Genomic DNA, 22222 nt, shown 5'->3' with positions numbered 1-22222 from the left:
AGACGACTAAGTTTGGTTATACATTGAGAAGAAGTTGTAAAGAGTCTCGGAAGAGAAATCAAAATAGCTCTTTATGGCTATTTCGGAATAGGTTTACCAGAGTTAATATTGGTCATAGACACCGTTAGCCAGCAACAGAAACGTTTTTCGGTATCCGCTAATGTTGTGCCATATTTTGTTTTTGGCAATTCGCAGTTGTGGAGACTAAACGTGGAGCAATGAGCAAGGCAACCATTTCAAGTATTTTTCTTCCTGAGAAAAGAAGGCAGGCCAGGTCAGGTGACCGGGTAATGTCGGGCCAGGAAGATTCTCGTTTCTATAACCTGGACGAGATACAGCAGGAGAGCGCGTTCTCTTACTTCTTAGGTGTCGACTATATAAAGAAGCAGTTTGTTTTCATCAGCAAGTCGATCAAGAATGTGCTTGGATATACCAGTGAATTTTATCTGAAAGCTGGTCTTGATTTTGCGCTTGAGTGCATACATCCGAAGGATTTGCAAAAGTTGCATGTAACTCAAAAGAAGATCCTGAAGGTATTTTATGAGACACCGGTTGAGTCGCGTAAGCTTCTGAAGTTCGACTCAAATTTCAGAATAAGGCGGGCGGACGGACGCTATATTCAGATTCTTCGTCAAACGATTTTTCCGGACTTAACCGATGATGGAGAACCACTTTTAGACTTTAGCACGTGCACGGATATCAGCAGATACAAACAGGACAATACCATGAAACTGACCATCTATCTGATGGATATTCGCGGCGTGAAGCAAATTCAGGAATATGATATTTCTGATCCTGAGACTGTGTTGACAAAGAGGCAAACACAGATCATGGAGTTGATTGCCGAAGGGATGACATCCAATCAGATCGCCCATAAACTGGTGATCAGTGTGGAGACCGTGAAGAACCACAGGAAGAAAATTCTTGAGAGCACTGGAGCGAAGAATACAGCTGAAGCAATGAAGATTACTTTTGGCAATCGTCATAATGATAGTTAGCTCCTTAGATTAATAAATAGCCCTTAATGGTTATTGTGGTGTGAAATGTGATGACCTAATTTTATAGAACCTCGTTAAGGTATTACACTTTTCTTGTAAAAATCGAATCAGAACTTTAGTGGTAGCTGTAATGGCAGAAGTGCGCGCCCGTTAGGGTTGCGTGGTTGGATGTCATTGTCTTTGAAGAAATCAGATGTGCGAAACTTACACGTCCCGTTGTGTCACATTCGCATATTTTAACATTGGAATAAATAAGACACTCACGAGATGACTGTGTTATGAATACATCCCTTCATTATTCCTCCGAACTAAGAACGTCGATACAGTTCGCTCAGGCATTGGCCAAGGACTATCAACAATCATATTTTTCGCCTGCACACCTTCTTTATGCGTTGCTGAAGACCGATAAGGCTTTAGTGAGTCTTATGGAGTCACTGGACAAAGACGTTCCTTATTTTCTTGAATGGTGTGAAGTGCGAATGGAAGATTATCCGAAGGCAATTCGTGGCGTTGCGGAGGCATTGGGCGACGATCGCGTCATTGCTGTAATGGACGAGGCTGATATGATCCGCTTGCAATTGAACCAAAGTGAAACACAGAGCGCCTATGCGCTGGCTGCCATTTGCAAACCTAACCTGGCCTTTACAAAGGATCAGTTGAAGACATTTCCATTGACTTCTCAGGAGGTTATGGATGTTATCATGGAGACAACGCAGATAGAGCAGGCGATTTCCTCTTCCGGCAAGGCTGAAACAAAAGCGTCGAATCAGCCGGCAGGAAAGTCAACAGTGAGCGCACTGCTTAAATACTGTGTTGAGAAAACAGCGCTTGCCAGAAGCGGAGCAATTGATGCGATCATCGGACGTGATCGGGAGACACGCATGATGACTGAAATCCTGGGACGACGTACTAAACCTAATGTAATTATTGTCGGGGAGCCGGGTGTCGGCAAGACAGCACTTGTTGATGGCTTTGCTCTCAATATATCCAGTAAGAGCGTTCCAGTTCATCTTCAGTCGTCGCCAGTCTTTGAATTAGATACCGGCGCTCTTGTAGCTGGCGCTTCTTACAAAGGCGAAGTTGAAGACAGGCTTAAGAGTATCATTAAGGAGTTGAAGTCAATGACGAAGGCAATATTGTTCATTGATGAAATACACACTCTTCTTGATCCACAGGGTTCGATTGGTGCAGGTGCGGCGAACCTGCTGAAACCTGAGTTGGCGCGTGGCGCACTCACGGTTATCGGAGCAACCACCAATGAAGAATACAGGAAATACATTGAGCCGGAACAGGCATTTAATCGCCGGTTTGAGGTGGTACGCGTAGAAGAGCCAGATGCCGTTACAGCTACGCGAATGCTGAAGAAGGTGGTTCCTTACTATGAATCACATCATAAGATCAAGGTGGCAGATCGTGTGGCGGAGGAAGCGGTTCATCTTGCAAAAAGATATGTAAAGGACCGACGTTTGCCCGACGCGGCAATTGACTTATTGGACAGGACAATGGCGGCTATTCGCATGGCTGATGAAACATCTGGCCGGGAGTTGGGTGATCTGCAAGCTAAGCTCGAGGCAGTTACCGCTGAAGGAGGGAGTCTTGATGATCTTTTGTGGTTCCGACGTGAACTCAATCAAAGGATCAGCCCCATCTTATTGGCAAAGCTGGACGAAGCGCCTGAAGAGCTGCTCTCTGAATCAGCGGAGCTACTCAGCAGCTATTTAAAGCATACAATTGATCAGCTGCAGGAACTGGCGAAGGAAAAGAGGGGCGAAGTTGACCGTGCCGATATTGCAGCCGTTGTATCGCACAAGACTGGTATTCCCCTTGGTAAGATCCAATCGAAGGAGAGAGAGAAGTTGTTAGGTATGGAGGATACTTTGAAAGAGCGTGTTGTCGGTCAGGATAATGCAATCAAAGTTATTTCTGCAGCGATACTTGAATCAAGGTCAGGTCTGACGAAGGCGGGGCAACCCATTGGTTCATTTTTCTTCCTCGGGCCCACGGGAACCGGGAAGACCGAGTTAGCTAAGTCGCTTGCTGAACTATTGTTCAATGACGAGTCGGCGATGATTCGCTTTGACATGTCAGAGTTTAAGGAGGAGCATTCGGCTGCTCTATTGTATGGTGCGCCTCCAGGCTACATAGGATATAAGGAAGGCGGTCTGCTCGTTAACAAAATAAGGGAGAAGCCATATTCTGTGCTGCTCTTCGATGAGGTAGAAAAGGCTCATCCATCTGTGTTCGATGTTTTCCTGCAAATTCTGGATGAAGGAAAACTTCATGACCGTCTTGGAAAAGAAGGAGATTTCTCTAACGCGGTAATATTATTCACTTCCAACATTGGCAGTGATTTTATCATTGAAAGGCATGAGCAAGGGTCATTGCCGACGTCGCAGGAATTGATGGAAATCATGACGCGTTATTTCAGGCCGGAGTTTCTGGCCAGAGTGACAGAAATTGTTCCATTTGCGCCGATTACGGAGAGAAACGTTGTGAGGATTTTTGATATCCAGTTGAAGAAGCTCTTAGAGATGCTCAACAAGCAGAATGTAGAGTTGATCATTTCAGACAAGGCTAAGCGCTGGCTTGCGCTGTCAGGCTTTACACCCAAATATGGTGCGAGGCCATTGAGCGCAGTGATCCGAAATCAGCTACGACGACCTCTATCGCGGATGCTTGTTGCAGGTACGATCACTAAGGGGACGCAAATCAAACTAGACCTTATTGATGATGACAAGCTTGAATGGGATATCATACAGGAAACACCTGCTAAGGTAAAAGAGAAACAGAAACTTGAACCGCAGCCTTAACCAGTAAGTGCGGAAATATCCAACACTAAAATTCATGAATCATGAGTCAGCAAGTAGAGTTAATCGGCGGCCAATTGGTGCCACAACAATCATTTGAGGCCATCACACAGATATCCTCCAACCGAACACTTCTGGTGCAGCAGCTCACGAGTAAGGCAGGCAAGCCAGAACCTATTACTGGATTAAAAACTCTCGGGGAAGTATTTCAACATTTCAAGCCCACGGTAAACGTTGGGTTCGAGACGGCAGAAGGAAAGCCGGTGAAAGAGGAATTGAAATTCAACAACCTAGGTGATTTCAGCGAAGATGGAATGGTAAACCAAAGTGCGTTCCTTGGGGACCTGCAGTCTGAACGTGATACGTTCCATAAGATCAGCAAGCAACTTCGAACTAATAAGATCTTACAGGCAGCGCTTCAGGATCCGGAATCGAGGCAGGCTTTTCTGCAGACGTTGCAAACGATGATTCAGGAAATTGATCAGGCGAAATAACTCAATCACCCTAACCAGTAAAGTTTATGGCACAGGAAAACGAAACATTACATTCTGCTGAAAAGGAAGCGTCAATATTATCAGGAGCTACATTATCATGGAATGAGTTAACGGAACGGCTTGCTGACTACGGTGGCTTTGAAGTCATTGAAGGAGCAATAGAGAGTGCGAAGGTTATGAATCCTGAGAGCAAGGGGGCGAGGAAGAATATTTTTCTTGGTGATCCTAACAAAGCAAAGGAACGTCAGCAGCTGAAGAGTCAGTTGAAGATGTGGGTTGAATTGCTAAGCGGTTCCAGCAGTGCTTCCGAGATTGCTTTGAATGCGCAGGAGAGGGCACGTACAGCCGAAGGCGTATTGAAGACCAATCTGAAAATTGCCAATGACGAAGCAAAGGCGCTCGAACTAGCATATCGTACGGTCGCTATGTTCTATAAGAACGCTGAAACGGAAAAGATTAAGAACCTGACGATCTTCAATGTGAATCCGGAGCGTGTGAAAGACCTCGATAATACAGTTGTTATTGATAAGATCGCTGAGGAGCTTAAGGCGCGTCATGACAGACTTGACTTGCGCGAGAATTATTCGATGCTCGTTTTGCCTGGATACCTGGGATCAAATAAGGTATTGGAGAAGTGGGCAAAGATTGCTTATGAAAACAAGGTGATGCTCATAACGGATTTTTTGAACCTTGATACGCCTGACGCAGTCATGGAGGATTTCGATTCTGCGAACCTTACCGGCGGTGACATCTATAGATCAAATGTTCTCATGACCTGCAACTGGCTTGTCGGCAGAGCGAAGCGCGAGAATCTCGATGAAGAAGGTGCGATGATGCTTCCACCGTCGACGGCGCTTGCTGGAAGGATTTACAATACACTCATTGCTCAGCCTACTGCCGGAAAGACTTTTGGTGGCCTTAGTGAAGTTGACGGCGTGTCATTTCCGTTGAAGAAGGGAGAAATCTCTGAGCTTGAGAAGCGCGGTTTGATTCCTATGGTTAAAGAATGGGAGAAGGTGATGGCATTTTCTGCTAAGACGCTATACACCGGCAATGATATTGGACTTCAAACTTATTCCGTAGTACGCGTATTCGATTACATCGGAAAGGTGATCATCGACTTTCTTAACAGGCAGGCATTTATCAACTGGACTCCAAAAGTTGAGAAGGATCTCAAGCGTGAAATCTCCAGGTATCTCGAAAGCATAAAAGGAAGTGACAAGATTATTCAGGACTTTAATCTTTTGCGCCTCGAACAGGATGAGCAGACCAAGCGCATCTATATAGACTTACACATCACGCCGTTCTTCCCTGCTAAGAATTTTATGCTCAAGCTGGGTGGTACCAAAGGTGATACTGCAGAGGCATGGGCATCTGAATACGCAGAACAATAATTCTTATTATGCAATACGTAGTAGGACAATCCGTCGACATCCACGGATTCGTAACGTCGGAGAAATTTATTGCCAATTGCAGCCTGAGTGAGATAGAAAAACGGCTGGGCTTTCATCAAGGCAGATTGATGCAGGGTGCGGCTTTCCTTGTGCTGAGTGGTACGCCATCCGACAAAGACTTTGAATTGCGCGGATATTCCAATGTTGCCGATCATCGTTTCAAAATGCCTTCAGGACTTGATGTGAAAGTCTTAAAGCGAAATGTAAAGGAGGCCTGGGAAGAAGATCAAACACAATTGATAAAGGTTGTGCCGAGGCAGGGACACAATCCGGAGATCTCCGATGATATTCAATATCCACCGGGACATGGAGTGCCTCAGTGGAAACTGACTTCTGATTACAAAGCAAGAGTGGTGGCTGTGTATTCGCCAAACGATTACGTAGCACGAACACCTTATAGACGAAATCATTCTTAACCTCAATTTAAAATTTTACGACTATGGCAGTTAATGCAAGATTAAACCTCGACAGTCTTAAAGACGTAAGGGTTATTGATTTTTCTTACAATTTCAATCGCGACATTGATGCTTCCGGCCGACCATCGGGACACGTAAGAGGAGGAACAGTACAAATAACTATTGAGTCCACGAAGAGTGCATTCCTGCCGATGTGGATGACTACCCAGAATGGAAAGATGAAGAGCGGAGACATCACAGTGATGGCCGATGACGATGATGGAAAGTCACTTAAGAAGATAAAGTTTGATGATTCATTTATTGTCAATTACGGTGAAAACTTCAGCTGGCAAGGTGGAGAGAATATGATGGAGACGTTTACGGTTTCTGCGCATAAGATCACCGTTGAGGGTGACGGTGGTCCCGCTGAATTCCAGAACGAGTGGCCTAATAAGAAGTAACGACCCTTTGGAGGTGATGCTTTATCGTTATTGTCACTGCGAAGCGGATTGAAAGAGATCGGTTCTGAAAGCAATTTAAACAGGGACTGTTTTGGCACAGAAAGTTGAAGTAAGTATATCTGTCGAAGGCGAGAAGGTGTCGCCCTTTCTTGGTATTTCTATTCATCAGGACGTGCATTCGCATCATTCCTTTGAGATTGTACTACCGCTGGATGTACATGAAGGCACAACGTTTGATGCCTTGCAGGAGTTTAAGTCGTTCATTGGAAAAAAGCTAACGATACAGTTTGGTCCGGGAATTTTTGAAAAAAAGCAGTCGGATAATCAATTCGATGGGCTGGTTACAAACGTGTCGGTTTCAAGAACAGGGAACGGTGAAAAGCGGGTTATCGTCAGGGGAAGCAGTCCAACCATATTGATGGAAGGACAGGGTCAGTATTGCTCGTTCACTGATAAGTCGTTGAATGAAATCGCTGACGCGATGATGTCAAACGTGCCCAGATCACTTGACAGTCAAATCGATCCGATGTATTCGACTGCTATTCCGTATGCGGTGCAATACAACGAAAGTAACTATGCGTTTTTGCAACGTATGGCGGCGCAGTATGGTGAATGGTGCTTCTATGATGGAATGAAACTGATCTTTGGGAAGATACCAAAGGATAAAACAGTTTCGCTTCCATTCGGTGAGAGTCTTACCGACCTGGATTTCTCTGTTCGCATACTACCGGTAAACAACAAGGCAGTTGCTTACAACTACGAGTCCAACGAAGTTCTGGAAGAAGTTGCCAGCGCGCAAGAGGTGACAGACCTTGATGATTTCGGTTCCTTTGCTTTGGACCAATCCAAAAATACGTTTGCTCAGGAGCCGGTTATATATGCTAACAATGGTATAAAAACCAAGCAGGACTTGGGCGATAACCTGATGCATCACAAGTCTGCAATTGCGCGAAATCTTGTTATGCTGTCTGGTACGAGTGATAGCCCTTATCTCAATGTTGGTACGGTCGTCGATATCACAGGGCAGGGAATTCGTGAACACGACTATGGAAAATTCATTGTTACGTCGATCACGCACACCATTTCGGGCACCTATTCTTATGAGAATGGATTTACGGGGATTCCGGCCGAGAGCCAGTCTTCACCTTCACCACCGATCCATATTCCGACGGCTGACCTGCAACCTGGAGTAGTCGTCGATAACAACGATCCAGAATCGTTGGGACGAGTGAAGGTGAAGCTTTTCTGGCAAAAGGACCCTGAGACAACGCCATGGGTTCGTGTACTTCAGACCATGGCGGGTAACGGAAAGTCGGCAGTGCATGGGCATTATTTTATTCCGGAGATAGACGACGAAGTAATGGTCGGTTTTGAAGGACAAAATCCAGATAAGCCGTTTGTTATTGGAAGTGTATACCATAAAAACGTTGCACCTTCTGACTGGCAGGACCGTGACAATAACATGAAGGTTCTACGAACAAGAAGTGGCAACGAGATTTGCTTCATTGATAAAGACGGATCCGAGGAAATCAAAATTCTGAACAAGTCGTCAGATGGACCGACAAACATAATTTCGCTTTCGATGAAGTCATCGGGGGTGATTACGATAGAAACGAAAGGTGATCTGGAGATGAAAGCCAAAAATATAAAGATGACCGCATCTGACCAGATCACGATAAAGTCGAGCAATGCGACGTCGCTTGAGGCCATGAACTTCAAGCAAAAAATTGACAATGAAGTGGAGATCAAGAGTCAGAAGATGACGATTGATAATACGATAACTTCAGTGAAGGCCAAAGCGAAGCTGGAGCTGGATGGCGCGCAATCAACCATAAGTGCCAAGATGCTTGACATTGATGGTGGTGCGACTGCATCCATAAAGGCAGGGCTGCTCAGGTTGAATTGATAAAGCGTTAATTATATACAGACATTCTATGATGTACTATACACTCCCACTGAAATGGGGAGGCCTGATAGAAAAGAGGAGGCTTCAGAAGAGCAATGTTGTTGACTCCATACGCGAGCATATCCATTTGCTGTTCAAAACGCATTTCAGGGAGTATCGATTTGATTATGAATACGGAAGTCTCGCGTGGGACAAAGATTATGAGATGATCCGGAGCGTAGAGCATTGGAAGAACAGCCTGACTGAGTCGTTTGAACGTCCTTTGAAGAAATATGAGAAACGAATCACGCAAGTCAAGCTGCTGACAGATGTGACTGAGATAAAGATACTTGATCAGCAAACCCAAAGGGTAGCGATAGAGTCTAGAAAGATTACGCTGACTATCCATGCACTGATAAGCAGGACGAACGAATCCTTTCAGCATAGCGAGTACATATACTTTAGCCCATTGTCAATGGGATGATAATTTGAAAAACCAATGACTGCCCAAAGCTATCATACTGAAGACTTCCAAAAAGAACAGGTTCTGAGAAGACTTCGTGTCACGGCTGCACAGCTTTGGGAGCTGCCTGAGAATGAAACAGACGAACTTGATCCGTTGGTCGACCTTATACTCGGAGCATGTGCCGTGGAATTCGAAAGGACTTCGCAGGACGTTTACTCTTCTCAGTCGCGAATCTTGCAGAGGCTGGCCAGTTTAATGGTGCCAGAGGTATTTACGAACGCGCGCCCGGCGCATGGTATACTGCACGTAATGTCGGAGGCGCCTGTTACGAAGTTGAAACGGCACGATCAGTTTTCAATTGATAAAGAGGTGCAGAACGCGAATTCGGTTGCAAACATACCGGTCGTGTTTTCTCCTGTTCAACCAACGCCGGTTTTCGACGGTTCCATCATATGTCAGGTTGCGGGCAAGACCATAACGTTTTTTGAAACGCCCTTTGTGAAAAAGGAAAAAGTGGTGTCAGATGGTCCAACTGGTCTGCAGCCCTGGTCGCTCTGGCTGGGGGTAAGACTGAACAAGCGAATTACGAGCCTCCGGCATCTGACATTGTTCGTTGATTGGAGAACCGATCAGGACAATCTGCGAAATGTCTCGCTGCTGCCTTTTTCCAAAGTGTTTATCGGGAATCGACAGCTGAAAATATTTGCTGGAGTGCAGACGCAAAACAAGGCTGTGCTTTCAGAATTGGATACCATGAGCGAGTTGGAGGATCATGCATTGAACCTTTACCACAGTCATTTTCTGACGATCGATGACGAAACAGCTCCGCAGTTCCAGCAATATCCCGCTGAATTTGCGTCGGTGTTTTCAGCTGAGCAACTAAAGATGTTTAAAGACGAAGTTTGCTGGGTGCGTGTTGAAGTCTCCGAGGGCATTCCTCCTGCTGCACTGAATGAAGCATTTTGTTCGATCAATTGTGTGCCAGTGATGAACAGAAAGCTGCATGCTGTTAACAGGCCTTATGCGCTGTCGCGCAATCTCAATATTATTCCATTGCAACATTCGGATCAGTTTCTTTGTATGAACAGAGTGTATTCTCAAAAGCGCGAGTATACTGCTGTGAACATGCAAGGTGTTCGGGCAACGCAGGATGGGGCCTTTGCTGTGCGACAAGGAGGTGTGAATCGTTTCGATCAACGAAGCGCGTCTGCTCAGCTCACGTATTTGTATGAGTTGCTGAGGGATGAGAGCGCTGCATTTACAGCATACGGCATCCAGGCGCTTTCGGCAGAGCTCAAGGTGCTGGATCAAAGCTTGACTCGGCTGGAGTCTTATTTTGTTCAAAAGGGAACACGCCAGCCCTTTCGTTGTCACTTGCTCGTGAATACACGGCAAGCAGAGGACGTTTGGATTGAATACTGGTCGACACTTGGTGAAGTGGGCAACAAGATCTCTGCTGGAAAGAAGGTCGCCCTGGCAAGTGGTGCGACGGTAAAGAGGGAATCGGCCATTTTGATGACGGCGACTTCAGGAGGCAGGGCAGCGATGACAGATGGAGAGAAGCTGCATGCCTATAAATATACGTTGCTGACGCGTAGCCGTGTAGTTACTGAAGAGGACCTGAGGACTGCTTGTTTTATGCAGCTAGGTCAGAAGATCAGCAACGTCATAGTAAGAAAAGGCGTAAGAAAAAACTTCGAAGCAAAAAAGGGCTACGTCAAAACCATCGACGTGGTGCTTGTACCTGCAAGCGGCTTTGAGCAAATCAACTGGGACGAGGTATGCGTTGAAATGCAGGCTTTCCTGGATCAAAGAAAATCGTTCACAACGTCGATTTGTGTGCTTTCTCAACAAAATAATTAAGTCAATGTTGTGGGATGACGACATAAGGATTGAAACATTGATTGCCTGCTGGCTTGAGAACGGCCTGGTGTACAAGGATGATATATTGATCAAACCTAAAGGCACGTTTGAAAGATCTTTTGGAAGAGATGTTTCAAAGGTTGAGCCTGTCGTGCATTCGCCGGGAGAAAGGGTGACAGTACATGTAAACCGTGAAGGTCTTTACGACATGTTACCCGAGGGTTTGTTTCACCAGGCGAAAAGAAGGATGGGCAAGACGACTGAAGAGTCGGTACAACAGACGGTAGAATACAACAGGGAAGAGAAGGAGGCAAGAAAAGTGTTTCTCCCGTTGGAGCAGGAATTTTATCACCAGAAGGTTTCAACGGAGCAAGCTGAACTGAGTGCTTGTTTGGGAAGCCTTCGATCGGATCATATTAATGCATTCATTCAGTTCTGGGATTTACCCGGTGAGCTTCTGACATATGAGCAAAAGAATTTTATGCTGGCATTGCTTCCGCAGATACACAGGATTGCGGGGAACAGGGAAAAGATTGCCAGGTGCCTGGAAATTCTTCTTGACGAAAATGTAACGATACGGGGGACAGAAAGGCGCATATCAATTGATGGTGATGGATTGGCGTCGTTGCTCGGCAACACAACTCTCGGTGTTGATGCCGTTTTGTTTGCCGACGGATATGAAGATGATGAGGCATTGGAAGTGCAGATAGGACCGATAGAGCTGGATGAATTACATCGGTATCTGTCCGGCGGTGAAAAGGACCAGCTGCTCAGGAGACTATATTCTTTCTTCTTTCAAGCAGAAGACGAGGTGACGTCGACCATTGTTTTGAAGGAGTATTCGGGAAGATTTCTCCTGTCAGAGGAAGACTATACATCAAGATTGGGATTCACAACGGTATTGTCGTGACTGTTTATATATAACTGAAAAGAATAACGCTTTCGATATGTTGCCACGCGTAGTACATTTTCCGGTGAACTGGCAGGATGGGATGAAGATTTCCAGAGACCATTTCATTCAGTCTGACAATGCTTACGGAGAGCAGATAAGAGATGTGGCTGGCATGCATTTGACCAATTACAACTTCGGCTTGCTGCAGGGCGACCAGAGTACGAAGGCATCGCTTCAGATAGAGATTACATCTGACGCTGCCGAGCAAACTGTGGTACGAATCATTACGTGTCGTGGAGTTACACCCGGCGGCGCCAGAATCGAAATCACGTCGGACAGAGAAGTAATTCAGTCGACCATTGCGACCAGTAGTCTTAAGGTACAGGCGTATGAGATCTATCTGGTGGTTGATCCATTTCGAAGGGTTGCTGTTGGTCAGCCTGATGCAAATGAAACTCCCCTGAGGCAACCTTTTTCGATGCCAACCTATCGCGTTGACATACTTCCTTACCCTCAGACGTTTCAACCGGAGTGGAGTGCGTTTCATTTGTGTGTTGGACGTCTGAGATCTGAAAGTGATCTCGGTAAAATTGATGAGCATTATATTCCTCCATGCACGGCAGTGTCGAGCCATGCGCGTCTCGTTGCCATTCATCAACGCTTCTTCAATCAACTGAGTGAAACAGAAGTCGCCATATCAGGAGTACTTCAATGGATAAGGACGAAGAGGGAGATGGCAAGTCTCGATTATAGTATGTCGTTCCTTATGGAGAAGATGGCTAATTACCTGGCTGGCAGTATGGATCGGTTCCGGCTGTTGTATCCTCAACTTCCGGCTGTAGAGATGATCAGTTATTTCTGTTCGTTCGCGCGCGTTATTAACTCCGCACTCAATGTTCTTTTGCGTAAGGACCGCGAGGAGTTGCTTGAATACTTTCATAAGTGGTTTGAGCTGCCACCCCGTGACATGGAGAACATGTTAAGAACATTGATCACGCTTACCTATGACCATCAGGATTGTTACGTCAGTCTGCAGAAGGTGGAAAAATTTATTGACAGGGTCGTGACCATGCTGAAGAAGCTGAATGAACTCAATTATGGTACAAAAGCTTCGTCGGAAAAGATTTACGGATGGATCGTGTTACATACTGAGGGCAGGAAGCGATCGATCTACAAGATTGCGGGAAAGAATGTCGTGATCGGTCGCAAGGAAGCTGGCGGTCCCGATGTTGACATCGACATAGCGGATGATGCCTGGGTCAGTCGCAAACACGCACGGTTGATTGCGCAGGAAGAAGGAGGAGAGATGGTGTTTCAATTGGTGGATCTTAACAGTAACAACGGCACCTATATACACGACACACAAACGCGGCTGAAGCCCAATCAGGAATTTTCGCTTATCGACGGTGATACGTTTCAGGTGGGCAGAACAAATTTGGTAGTGAGGTCTTTCGATCGCGTTGGTGGAGAGAAGGAGTTAAAGGAGGAGATGGATAGGATAGCGACGAAAGAGGTGGTGAATATTAAGGATCTGGTGATGGGATAAAGCGACAGACCAGCCAGCGGGTTATGCCAATGCAGATCAATTAGACACGCAATTATAGGGATTATGGAGCATGGAATAACTAAATATCTCAACGGCGTCGATTACGACTTTTTTGAGAGTATAGATGGCGTTTACGTCATCAGGGAAATCCAGCACTCGAAGGGGTACCGCTACATCTGTTCTTACAATATCGGTAAGAACCAGACGATCAAGAAACAGATTTTTGACAAACTGAGGCGGTATGGACAGCACGAGAATAATGAAGACTGGGAGTTTCATCATATCGTGGAAGGCCGGGACTTCGCTGACATAGATTTCGCAGGGCGATATTCAGAAATGTACTCAAAGGAGTTGCCTTGTGTCATGTTTCACAAAGCAAGACATAGCGCATTTACGAATCTGTTTAGGAACAAGGAGACGCGCTTGCTATATCGCAATGGAGCCCGGGGCAAGGCGGAAGACAGGGCCAGTGCTGTATCTGCAAAGGCGAAGTCCAGTGCTAACCATCGCATTCTTCTCGGTGATCTTGAAAAGCTGGAGGAGCTTTATGCCAACATTTATCTTGGGGATGTTGCCTTGCAACAAATCTCCAGGAATGTGTTTCGGGAGGCTCGAAAGGTTCTTGCACGATGATTGAAAAGCCACTGATATGGGACAGCCAGCAGCAAGACTAACCGATATGCATATGTGTCCAATGGTAACGCCGGGACTTCCGCCTATCCCACACGTTGGCGGTCCGATTACCGGCCCGGGAGTGCCTACGGTATTGATCGCTGGTTTGCCTGCTGCGGTGATGGGAGATATGTGTGTTTGTGTTGGACCGCCCGATACTATTGTTCTCGGATCGGTCACAGTTCTTATAGGAGGTAAGCCTGCTGCACGAATGGGCGATCAGTGCGCGCATGGTGGTGTAATAACATTAGGATGCCCGACTGTATTGATTGGTTGAAAAGAGAACGAGTCAAACATTTGCAAGGTAATATCTATTTCGAGGAGTCATTTCAGGGATTACTGTCAATACGTATTGAGTCGCTATTATGCCGTCGTTCAAAAAGAAATATGTCTATGCTGGACGTTATCAGTTGGCGGAACTGATAGGGGAAGGGGGATTTTCTGAGGTTTGGCGTGCTTCGGATGCAATGACGGATGACGCTGTTGTGGCGTTAAAAATATATGCGCCTGAAAGGGGACTTGATGAGTACGGAATCAAGCAGTTCAGGAAGGAGTATGCGATTGCATTTAATCTTTCGCATCCACATTTGATGAGGGTTCTCCATTTTGACATATGTCATGGATCTCCGTACCTGATCATGCCCTATCTGCCACACGGCTCTATTTCAAAGTATCTTCAAAGCAATCCGCCGCTCACCATTAAGCAAATCGCGGCTGTAATGTTTCAGATAGGGGGAGCGTTGGCAGAGTTACATTCACAGCAGCCGCCCATTCTTCATCAGGACATAAAGCCAGATAATATTCTTGTTCGCAAGCCGGACTATTTTATTTTGTCAGACTTTGGTATCAGCTACCAAACGAGGCATACGCTAACCAAGGCAACAGGAAGCATCCATTCACTTACCATAGCCTACTCTCCGCCCGAACGATTTTCGCGTCATCCGGAATCAACTGAGGCAAGTGACGTTTTTTCATTCGGCGTTTCTTTGTATGAAATGTGTACGGGCATAGTTCCGTGGGAAGGCTCCGGAGGACAGAGCTTGCTTAAGGGCGCCGAGATACCAGACCTCCCTTCTAATTTTCCTTCAACCCTGAATAGAATTCTGCATCGTTGCATGTCGGCAACACCATCGGAGCGGCCAACCGCCGAGCAGTTAAGTGAGCTTGGAAGACATTTCCTGGAGAAGGGGGTTTGGAAATTCGTTGAGCCAGGACGACGACCAACACGAAGCAAGGTTCTGATTGCTCTTGCGACACTAATGGTTGTGGCAATGGTTAGCCTGGGACTGATTTATATACGTAAGCCAGTTACCAGCATGGACAAAACTGCGCAATCTGATACGCCTCCGACCGACACTACTAAAGCGATCAGTTCTGTTATTCCGGACTCAGGTACCAAGTCCAATATTGACTCAGTCAGAACGAAGCAAGAGCAGAAAGCCGAGCCGCATGTCGAATCAACTCAACTAACAAAGACCGACCAGCCGCAGCAGAAGAGGATAAAAGTGCCGAAGAGTTTTGTGATTGCTTCCATTGGACAATATCTCACGATGCTTTCTGATCAGTCAGTTTCGATCGTCGACAGAAGCAAGGTAAGATCAGGTGTGCTGAGCCTTTTTAGCGGAAGTGATGCCAGGATAATCGAGCGCAACGGTGCGACATATGTTAGCCATATCCCTTCTGTATATCTCGATTTCCTTATGGATTCACTCAACAACGTGAAGGTGGTCGATGTTGTTGAAGATCAAAACCACCGGATAGTGAAACTTACCCTCGACGTAGTCGATGAAACGCAGCTATGAAACGCAGCAGTATTGTACTGGTCGGAGTGTTGACGCTGGCGACGACACTTTTCAAAGTCGCGTCACTAAGCGCTCAGGTTATATATGGTGATACCGTGCTCGTCGAGATCCCTGAAGAACAGCGCAGGGCGTTTATAAACTCCATCAAGCAGAAGGTAGTTCATCTGCAGCATTACATAACCAACATATCGGACAAGAAGATCGATCTCGGTGTACGGCTGGAACAAGCGGAGTCAGCGATCAAGCTTTTCTCCAGCGAGGATAATATCGTCCAGGTATCAAACGTAAGGACCGGCAAGATAACGCAGATGCCAGTTCGATCTTATTTCAGAGCTCTCGCGAATATCAAGGCAACGAAAGTTGAAATCACCTTTTATAAGGGAGTGCAATTTGAAACGATCCGCAGAGGATCGGATGGATATTACTATGGAACTGCGCTTATGTTCCAGGAGACAACAATTACGAAGGGCGAGAATGCCATTTCATATAGGGACCGAACGATAAAGCGGGTGAACTTCAAAAGCCGACAGGAATTCACGTTCATCGGTGATGAAAAGATACAGATCATAGAAACATTTCTTCAGGACATAGATGTAACGGAGACCACCATTTAATCGGGTGCATAGTTATGCTTGGCAACATTGCTGGATTTTGCTTAGTGTTCATACTTCTGCTTCAGTCACAAGCACTGTTTGCGCAGGCACTCGGCGAGGAAGACTTTCCAGTTGCACTTCGTAAGCGCGTGAATAGTATAGACGCCTTCATCAACAGATTTAACAATCGCGAAGATTTGCTTGGAAATTACAAGCCACAGGATTCGGTGACTGATGCATTTGTAGTTGAAAGGCGACGGAACATTCTGTCGTTGTTCGACTACGATAAGTTCAGAAAGGCAGAGGGTAGTGATAAAGATGATCTGATAGAGTTTATCAACCTCGTGAACTCGATAGAACACCAACTGTGCCTGGATTTTTATGACAGTAACTGGTACGCTGTGGTGGATATGGATGTATTGTATCACAACCAACCTAAGGAGCTGACACTCATTATGACTGTGGAGCAAACGGAGCCTAAAGTTTCGAAGTGGACCATACGTGGCGTTAAGGCGGACTTCCTGAAGGTGAAGCGGACTTCAGGCGACACGATAGCAATCATTCCGCCGAATAGCCATGGTACTGACTTTATTGGACTTCCGAACAATCTGACACGTGCTGCAAGGACAGCAGACCTCACATCGCGTGAGACCAGCATTGATATGCTGAGCGTATTTCTTTATGCACGGCAACAGGGAGAAATTCAGTTCAGGGCGTCGAAGCGGGTCTGTTATTACTTCATGCAGATACCAGATTGGGTGGTAAAGGTGCGTGAATTCAACAGGAAGTCAGAGAATTCCGGGTGGCTCATTGAGCAGTTAACAAGAGTCGATTATCAGACAAAGGACACGTACATTCAACAACTTCTATCAATCAAATAATAGCTATGCAAAGAGCTTTAACCATTTTACCCGTGCTTCTGTTGTACATGCAATTTGAAGTTGGTGCACAGGAGATCACCGTCGCGCAAAGTCAATATATTCTCGCCCGGGCAAAGAGTAAAGTAAAGACGTATACTGAATATTTGGAGCTCCTTGCAAAGACGAACGCTTCGGATATTGAAACACGCGAGTTTTACAAGCAGACCATGTATCTCTCGTTTGCGAAAGAGGGAGGAAAAACCCGGGTGTACAATGATCTCATTCCTCATTTGCTGGCCGGTCGTGTTCCGGGCGAAGAGAATCCCCAGCTCGAAACTTACCTGAATAAGATAGCTGAGTATTATGGTGATTCTCTTTTACTCACGTTTAGAAATCCGGAAGCCAGTGACGTCTACTATGCAGCGAATGAAAACTGGTATTTCGTGAAGATCACTGTTGATCGCAAAGGCAGCGGGATATTCCGATTCGGCAACGAAAGAATAGGCAACGATATCGACGATCAAACAGACTTCTATGTAAATGCCTACCTCGTCGGCGGGCAGCCAAAGATTGGAGGTATATATTCCATTCAGCCACACACATCAAAGGAATTTACTAAAGCTAAAATTGTTGGAGGTGGTGATCAACAGACACCGTTGCTCATAGGCCAACCGTTGAAGTTTCAGGCAGGTACCATTTTCAAAAAGTTCAAACGAAACAGAGAATACGTAGTCAAATGGGATGGAGGTCTTGCCGATGACATCGTGCGGCTGGAACTTGTTCCAAAGGATACGAGCAAGCATAAGACGAAAGTCTTTGCACCGATGTTGAACAGCAATTCACTGTCGTTTGTGCCGACCAAGGCGGAAAAAGTCGGTGACTATAAGTTCAGGCTTCACAACGTGAGTACTGGCCGTTATACCCAGAGCGGAGAGTTTATGATCGCGAGGAAGGTTCCCCTTGGAGTATCAGTTGGGGGTGGTTTGCTCGTCGGTGGCGCAATAGCGTATTATATATCAACACTTGGGGACGGTGAGGATGAGATAGAGGATCCATTTGAACCCTGATCAGCAAACAGAATTTATAAGTGATAGCCATGAAAAGATACTTACTAATTATTGTCGCAATATCCCTTTCGGTGCACGTACTGGGTCAATGGAAGAGTACCAACGGACCGGTTGGTGGCGTTCAATCCCTTTATATTAGTGGTTCGGATATTTATGCGGTCGGCTATGAATCGTTTTTCCGATCCGCAGGCGGAGGTGACTGGAGTAAGATCACGCTTACAAAAAGGCCGGATCGTATTACCTGTTTTGTGGAGCTGGACAGAATACAATACGTAGGGACTGAGACCTCCGGTATTTACTTTTCTGCGGATGGTATCCAATGGGCTCCCATACAAAACAATGATAAGCTACAAGACTCGCTGCACGTAAGTGCGATTACGGCGGTGGGTACAAAGTTATTGGCGAATGTGTATCACGTCGGGAGCCATGGCAACCACAGTCGTATTTATGAGTTTGAGAGGCAGGGAAGGAATCTGAGGCAGGCCGTGCAATTCGATGCTCACCTTTATGTCTGGTCATTTACTTTTTATACGGCAAGTAAGGTGTTGATGGCTACCGACAAGGGAATCTTCCTGTACGATATGGCTAGTGATAATGCGCCAATTCGTTTGTCAGAAGTGCCAACAAGGCAAATCGTGTTTGCGGGTACAACGTACTTTGCAGTCCCTTTGTATGAATCAGGTCTCTTGTACCGATGGCTCAATGTTGAGGAAGATGGATCATGGAGAAAGGTAGATATTGGCTTAAATCAAATCATTACAGATCTAGTTATCAGGCCAGATGGCTATTATGCTACAACATGGAATACGGTATACTATACTACTTTTAATAACCTGGGTGGGGACTGGACGCCGATAGACAACGGCATGGGCTCTGAGACTCTTTATGCTTCCTCAATAGTTTTCCAGGGATCAACTAAGTACGTTGCAACTAACAAAGGTGTTTTTAAATCAGTAGGCAACAACACCTGGAGTCCTTTCAATAATTCTCTTGCCACTGCATATGTTACCTCAATCTTCACCTTCAATAACGAAGTGTATGCGGCCAGCGGCGATGGAGTATTCAAATCTGCATTCGACAACGGCGCATGGGAAAGCGCTCCTCATGACATCTTGAAATTGCCCACGTACACGGCGCAATTTGCTGCGATAGGTAGTACATTATTCGTTGGAACGAACAATGGGATGCTTGCTACTGCCAATGGAAAGTCCTGGAAAGATGTCGGTAAAATTCCAAAGCCCTCAGATTTTTCCGACAGCTACTATTCACAACGTTTCTGGGTAAAGAGCCTTGTTCCAAATGCCAGCAGTCTTTATACTGTAACGTACGAGACTCCTTATATATCCAATGACCTCGGTGCCAGATGGCAGGAGGTGCGAGGAGGTTTGCCGTCAGGCAGAGTTATTCACAAGTTGTTTGTGATTGATAAACAGGTCTATTTGCTGCTTGAAGAGTACCCGTCGGTACATGATGTATGGCATGGAGCATTGAGAACATCGGTTTACAAGCTTAGGACTACAAGTCCTATTATTTGGGATAGAATCGGATTTCATGAAGGTGATTCGCGATTCTTTTACAGCGCGGTGTTGGGCAGCAATATTATCTACCTGCACTACATCAATGACAAGGTTTCATTAAGAAGCTTAAATACCAAGTCACCTGCCAACGGACCCACGACTTTGAAGTTGCCTCAAACCGACCCCTATGCCATTACGAACATCTTTGTGCTAAAAGATCACCTGTTCATAACGACCTATTTGGGAGAAACGTTTGTGTCGCTTGATCAAGGTAACACATGGGAAGCATTTGCTGAACTTCCTCAGGGAGTGAGCTCGGTGTCTACGTTCTTTTTGAGCGGAGATAAGGATGAGACACTTTTTGCCGGCCTTTCAGGAGCCGGTATATGGAAGATGCCATTCGCGAATTTCTTTTTGCCCAAGCTGGAGATAAATCAACCAACGAAAGTTACTGCGAGAACAGTTGAGATGTCGGGGACTGTAACTCCCAAGGGAAACTATTCAGTGATACCGTATTTTGAGTATTCGAAGACAGAAGATTTTTCGACGTTCTCCAGTGTAATAGCGGATCCACCTTTAGTTAAGGCGGGTACCCAGACCGTAACGAGGAAACTAATGCCGCTGGAGGGAAATACGAACTATTTTATTCGCCTGCGCGGCGAAATAGCTAAGAATGCATCGGCAGAAAAGAGACTTACTTTAAAGACACCCGATTATTTAAATATTGCCCCCCCAAGCGATCCCGTGGTGAAGATGATGGAAGCCGATCCGATCACTGATAAAGTAACTGCGGAGACGTGTGCGAAGCATCCTGTGAGCCTCAAGGTAACGGCTCTGATTGATAGTACTGCCGTGCAACTGCATACCCGAGGTCTTACTGATAAGGATTGGTCGATTAAAGAGCTCACATCCATCAACGATGCATACAGTACGGTGCTCCCGTTTGAAGACTTTGACGAGCTTGGCCTGGAGTATTATTTCTCAGTCGTTGCTAAGGCAGACTTCCGCGATCCTGCAAAGAAGATCCTTGAAACAGAGCACTCAAAGGTTGCCATTACCTTTCCAACCGGGATCACATTTAAGGAGGAAATAAGGTATGGGATGAGTTCTTCGGATTATAATCTTGTATCCTTTCCGCTTAGTCTTGATAATGCTGATATCACTTCGATCCTCGACGATATTGTGGAAGATGCTACAGACAGGGATCGAACGAAGTGGCGATTCCTCACTTACATCGGGGACCAGGCTAACGATAATCTCTGGGATGAGTTTCCGGAGGAAAAGGCCAAGCATGTCGTTCCTGGTCGCGGCTACTGGTTTGGTGTTGCCGATGAGCCGGGCGAGAGTAAACTGGAAACAGGTGCCGGGTCGACCGTCGTTAGTATAACAAGTGCCGCAAGCGGGAACTATTATGACGGAGAATTTTTCGTAATAAAACTTCAGCCAGGTTATAACCAGATTGGAAATCCATTCACTTATCGGGTTCGGTGGGCAGATGTAAAGGCAGCCAATCCAAGTGCCGGGGATCTGATCGTATTCAGCAACGAGGAGGGCGAGCTGGTGAGAAACAATCAGGACGCCATCCTGGAACCATTCAGTGGTGGTTACGTCAGTAACGGTACCACGGAAGCGCTACTGAAAATTCCGACCCAGAAGAATCGGTCCATTAATAGCGGCCGAACTGCAGGCGAGGAAGAATATGTTAAGCAGTCAGAATTCTATCTTGGCTTTACACTCAGCAATGCGCATCGTGTATGCAGGTTGGGTGGGCTCGGTATAATCGCAGATGCTTCGGAGGGCAAAGATGCATATGACCTTGTTAGTCCTCCGTCGTTAGGGGACTTTCCATCCATTCAATTTTCTGATGAAAAGAAATCTCTCCTGACCAGAAGTTTAGTTCCTCCAGGTGGAGAGGGAAATGAATGGGAGTTTACGGCTCGTCCTGTGCAGGAAAATCAAACGACGGTGTTGAGCTGGAGCGCTTACAAGATAGCAGAAGGGAACGAGCTGTGGCTTCATGATCTATCTAATGAAGAGCTCACCAATATGAGCAGCACCGATGTGTATTCTTTTAATGGCACTCGTTCCTTCAGAGTTTACTACGGAACTCCTGCCTACTTGCAGGAACATTTACAGCCTGGCAGAACTGTTCTAAGCATGTCGCCAAATCCATTCCGCGAAAACGCAATGATCAACTTTACACTTCCTAAAAGTTCAGGAAGTGCACTGGTAAAGTTTTCCCTGGTTGATATGAAAGGGAATGACCTGGGGGGGAACAGCATCGATACTTACGAGCCTGGATTTCATTCGATAGAATGGAATATAACCAACACATCGCTTAGCAGTGGACTTTATCTGTTACGAATGGAAGTGAGCACTCAAAACAATACGAATGTCTATTACCAAAAAGTAATCCGGCAATAGTTTAAGAATGCAGCCAGAAGTTGAAA

At 46.0% G+C, this 22222-nt stretch carries 18 protein-coding genes; all 18 read left to right on the top strand.

Annotation, left to right across the window (positions count from 1 at the left end):
• Positions 1-218: 218 nt before the first annotated feature.
• The 18 genes from WBG78_RS14335 to WBG78_RS14250 all read left to right on the top strand — a co-directional run bounded on the left by WBG78_RS14335 (position 219) and on the right by WBG78_RS14250 (position 22196).
• Positions 219-998 carry a LuxR C-terminal-related transcriptional regulator gene (locus WBG78_RS14335; RefSeq protein ID WP_337327118.1) on the top strand — a complete coding sequence of 260 codons (780 nt, stop codon included), beginning with the start codon at positions 219-221 and terminating at the stop codon, positions 996-998.
• A 278-nt stretch (positions 999-1276) separates the two neighbouring features.
• Positions 1277-3808 carry an ATP-dependent Clp protease ATP-binding subunit gene (locus WBG78_RS14330; RefSeq protein ID WP_337327117.1) on the top strand — a complete coding sequence of 844 codons (2532 nt, stop codon included), beginning with the start codon at positions 1277-1279 and terminating at the stop codon, positions 3806-3808.
• Between the two features lie 41 nt (positions 3809-3849).
• On the top strand, positions 3850-4299 hold the full coding sequence (locus WBG78_RS14325) for a hypothetical protein (protein ID WP_337327116.1): 450 nt from the start codon (positions 3850-3852) through the stop codon (positions 4297-4299).
• A gap of 26 nt (positions 4300-4325) precedes the next feature.
• Positions 4326-5693: a type VI secretion system contractile sheath protein TssC gene (locus WBG78_RS14320; protein WP_337327115.1), complete on the top strand. Its 1368-nt coding sequence runs from the start codon at positions 4326-4328 to the stop codon at positions 5691-5693.
• Positions 5694-5701: 8 nt separating this feature from the next.
• Positions 5702-6169 carry a hypothetical protein gene (locus WBG78_RS14315; RefSeq protein WP_337327114.1) on the top strand — a complete coding sequence of 156 codons (468 nt, stop codon included), beginning with the start codon at positions 5702-5704 and terminating at the stop codon, positions 6167-6169.
• Between the two features lie 23 nt (positions 6170-6192).
• Positions 6193-6609, top strand: a complete 417-nt coding sequence (gene tssD, locus WBG78_RS14310) for a type VI secretion system tube protein TssD (protein WP_337327113.1) — start codon at positions 6193-6195, stop codon at positions 6607-6609.
• A 91-nt stretch (positions 6610-6700) separates the two neighbouring features.
• On the top strand, positions 6701-8515 hold the full coding sequence (locus WBG78_RS14305) for a type VI secretion system Vgr family protein (protein ID WP_337327112.1): 1815 nt from the start codon (positions 6701-6703) through the stop codon (positions 8513-8515).
• 28 nt (positions 8516-8543) lie between these two features.
• Positions 8544-8978 carry a GPW/gp25 family protein gene (locus tag WBG78_RS14300; RefSeq protein WP_337327111.1) on the top strand — a complete coding sequence of 145 codons (435 nt, stop codon included), beginning with the start codon at positions 8544-8546 and terminating at the stop codon, positions 8976-8978.
• Between the two features lie 15 nt (positions 8979-8993).
• The gene (locus tag WBG78_RS14295; RefSeq protein ID WP_337327110.1) at positions 8994-10823 is read left to right on the top strand and encodes a hypothetical protein; all 1830 of its coding nucleotides are present in this window, start codon (positions 8994-8996) and stop codon (positions 10821-10823) included.
• 4 nt (positions 10824-10827) lie between these two features.
• Positions 10828-11733, top strand: coding sequence for a type VI secretion system baseplate subunit TssG (locus WBG78_RS14290; protein ID WP_337327109.1), 906 nt, complete (start codon positions 10828-10830; stop codon positions 11731-11733).
• 37 nt (positions 11734-11770) lie between these two features.
• Positions 11771-13261 carry an FHA domain-containing protein gene (locus tag WBG78_RS14285; RefSeq protein ID WP_337327108.1) on the top strand — a complete coding sequence of 497 codons (1491 nt, stop codon included), beginning with the start codon at positions 11771-11773 and terminating at the stop codon, positions 13259-13261.
• Positions 13262-13324: 63 nt separating this feature from the next.
• Entirely contained in the window at positions 13325-13894 is a 570-nt protein-coding gene (locus tag WBG78_RS14280; protein ID WP_337327107.1) for a hypothetical protein, read from the top strand.
• A gap of 16 nt (positions 13895-13910) precedes the next feature.
• Entirely contained in the window at positions 13911-14210 is a 300-nt protein-coding gene (locus WBG78_RS14275) for a PAAR domain-containing protein (RefSeq protein WP_337327106.1), read from the top strand.
• An 88-nt stretch (positions 14211-14298) separates the two neighbouring features.
• On the top strand, positions 14299-15735 hold the full coding sequence (locus WBG78_RS14270) for a serine/threonine protein kinase (RefSeq protein ID WP_337327105.1): 1437 nt from the start codon (positions 14299-14301) through the stop codon (positions 15733-15735).
• Positions 15732-16349 carry a hypothetical protein gene (locus tag WBG78_RS14265; RefSeq protein ID WP_337327104.1) on the top strand — a complete coding sequence of 206 codons (618 nt, stop codon included), beginning with the start codon at positions 15732-15734 and terminating at the stop codon, positions 16347-16349. The genes WBG78_RS14270 and WBG78_RS14265 overlap by 4 nt, the downstream gene beginning before the upstream one ends.
• Positions 16350-16363: 14 nt before the next feature.
• Positions 16364-17209 carry a hypothetical protein gene (locus WBG78_RS14260; RefSeq protein WP_337327103.1) on the top strand — a complete coding sequence of 282 codons (846 nt, stop codon included), beginning with the start codon at positions 16364-16366 and terminating at the stop codon, positions 17207-17209.
• A 5-nt stretch (positions 17210-17214) separates the two neighbouring features.
• Entirely contained in the window at positions 17215-18255 is a 1041-nt protein-coding gene (locus tag WBG78_RS14255; RefSeq protein ID WP_337327102.1) for a hypothetical protein, read from the top strand.
• Between the two features lie 29 nt (positions 18256-18284).
• A complete protein-coding gene (locus tag WBG78_RS14250; protein ID WP_337327101.1) occupies positions 18285-22196 on the top strand; it encodes a hypothetical protein in 3912 nt (1303 codons plus the stop codon).
• The last annotated feature ends 26 nt before the right edge of the window (positions 22197-22222 follow it).

This window comes from Chryseolinea sp. T2 (assembly GCF_037203685.1).
Classification (GTDB): Bacteria; Bacteroidota; Bacteroidia; order Cytophagales; family Cyclobacteriaceae; genus Chryseolinea.
Note: the sequence above shows the minus strand (reverse complement) of the source record. Positions and strands in the feature narration are given on the sequence as shown.